Genomic DNA, 2,312 nt, shown 5'->3' with positions numbered 1-2,312 from the left:
CCCCTAACTTACCCGACTAAACTAAATTTGTATATGATGTGCATTCCTGTTAAAAGTATGATAAGGCTGTTTGCCGTGGAGGTCTTAAGGTGGGTATGGAAAACAATGAAGATAAATATGCCAATTTAGATTTAGGCAAAACTTATAATTATAAAGACTTACCTGATAAAGTCTTATCAAGACCTAAATCGTAAAAGGATTTAAAAAATAAAAGGTGATACATATTATACATGACTAATATGTATCACCCCTTTACTTCTTGTTCAACAATCGGGCCAGGTTGTGGAGTAACTCCTTTGTAAAAATGGTACAAATTGTTTTTTCTTCAGCTAGATATTTAGGGCTAATCGCTTGAGGTGGTCTTTCAAACCAATCGTGCTTAATTATTAAATTTGTAGCATCCTGATCAAATCCAAATGAGAGATGCAAAGTGTTTAATCTCAAAACAGAACAAAACCACTCAGAGTGGTTTTTTAATCATGCATTGCTCCTTGTCCTTCACTTACATCTTTTTGAATTTCTTGTTTTACTTTTTGTACATCAGTTCCAGAAAATTCTGGTTTCATAATAGAATCCAAATTCTCTTTAGCTTGTTGATCCTGTTACATACAAGTCCTCCTCAATTTATTGTTTAACAATATTATTATTTACAAAAAAACACTCGGTATATCCCGAGGAATTCAGCAAATTTTACTTAAAGTAAAGGGGACTGATGCGGAAAATCGTTATTAATATTACCTTGAAACCAAGTCTTCATGAAAAGGGCGCGATTGTGGAACATCAAAATGTATACATTTTATAATGATAAGGTTCGTTTAAATATAAATAGAATACTGTATTACTTTCTAACTGATACTATATCTGTACATTCGTATTTATATCGATATAAGGAGGATATAGTAATGAGCAATTTGGATCAGCATAGAATTGGATTAATTCATGAAGGGCATTTCTATGAAGTACTTATCAATAAAGAACCGACCATATTCAAAGAGGACCTTTATCCGCAAGTAGCGCGTCTTCCTATGGATTTGAACTTGCCTAAGGAGGATGAAAAGAAATTAGTCGTCGTTTCTTACAATTCTACAGGAGAAGGTCATCAACCATTTATAAGCAAGAGATCAAATCAGTTACCAGAAAATGGTGTGGGAATATTGTTAGAACAACGTATTGAGTCTTCTAACTGTTTTTCACCTTCTCTTGTTGGTGGATCAGTGAACTTGCCTCAAGACACAAAATAATAAACCTTTCCCCCTGTGAAAAGATAAAATAAAGAATAGAAGGTATCTTAGAGAAGGATAATTCAACGGAAACGGAGAAGGACAACGGTGGAATTTTTAATTGGCATATCAGGAAACATTAGTGTGGATCAAGGAGGACGCTTTCCAGGATATAAACGAGCGTATGTAAACAATGATTATATTGAATCAACAACACTTAGTGGAGGAGTTCCATTTATCTTACCAGTCTTAGAAGATGAAAAAATGATTAAAGCGCAGGCAGAAAGCATAGATGGGTTGATTTTATCGGGTGGGCAAGACGTAAACCCACTTTTATATGGAGAAGAACCTACAATAAAGATTGGAGCACCTTTCTTAGCAAGAGATAAGTCCGAACAGCTATTATTAAAGCATGTTATTGATCAGAGGAAACCTGTATTAGCTATTTGTCGTGGTTTACAAATTTTAAACGTTGCTTATGGGGGGACTCTATACCAAGACATATCAGAAATTGAAGGATCATTTGTCAAACATGATCAATATAAAAATACAAGTAATCCTTCCCATTCCATTACTGTTAAAGAAGGAACCCACTTATACAACCTTTATGGTAGTGGAATTCTCATTAATTCATTTCATCATCAATCAATTAAAGATGTAGCACCTGGTTTTGACGTTTCAGCATGGGCAAAAGATGGGGTTATTGAAGCCATTGAAAAACAAGGAAATCAGTTTGTAGTAGGCGTGCAATGGCACCCAGAAATGATGGCAAAAGAACATGCTTCAATGTTAAACTTATTTAGACTCTTTATGGAAAAGGTGCAACAGTCCGTCAAGGGGAAAAATTAAGCATAGAATCTAATCATTTGACTTTAGAGAGACAATATGATAAATAGAAAAACCCACATTAGATTTAAATTGTTTTATAGGGAACAAATTTAAATTCACTAGATAGGAGTCCATATCGATACTAAGAGATTATAAAATATCCGTAAAAGTATGCCTAAAGGAATAGAAAAGCGTAAAACCATTGACTGACAAAGGTTTTACGCTCTTTTACTTCCTTTAATCCATCTTATGTTAACTAGCTTT

Annotated in this window: 2 protein-coding genes; both read left to right on the top strand. The window is 34.0% G+C overall.

From position 1 onward, the window contains the following. Positions 1-902: 902 nt before the first annotated feature. Positions 903-1,241: a hypothetical protein gene (locus MOC86_RS27325; RefSeq protein ID WP_268587022.1), complete on the top strand. Its 339-nt coding sequence runs from the start codon at positions 903-905 to the stop codon at positions 1,239-1,241. Positions 1,242-1,328: 87 nt separating this feature from the next. Further along, complete coding sequence (locus MOC86_RS27320) at positions 1,329-2,069, top strand: gamma-glutamyl-gamma-aminobutyrate hydrolase family protein (RefSeq protein WP_243520038.1); 741 nt, start codon at positions 1,329-1,331, stop codon at positions 2,067-2,069. The last annotated feature ends 243 nt before the right edge of the window (positions 2,070-2,312 follow it).

The sequence above is a fragment of the Priestia endophytica genome (assembly GCF_026790145.1).
GTDB classification, from domain to species: Bacteria; Bacillota; Bacilli; order Bacillales; family Bacillaceae_H; genus Bacillus_I; species Bacillus_I endophytica_A.
The sequence above is the reverse complement of the archived record's forward strand: the minus strand, read 5'-3'. Positions and strand labels throughout refer to the sequence as shown.

Coding starts and splice junctions, on each gene's coding strand:
- MOC86_RS27325 (WP_268587022.1), top strand. CDS start 903: ATGAGCAATTTGGATCAGCATAGAATTGGATTAATTCATGAAGGGCAT.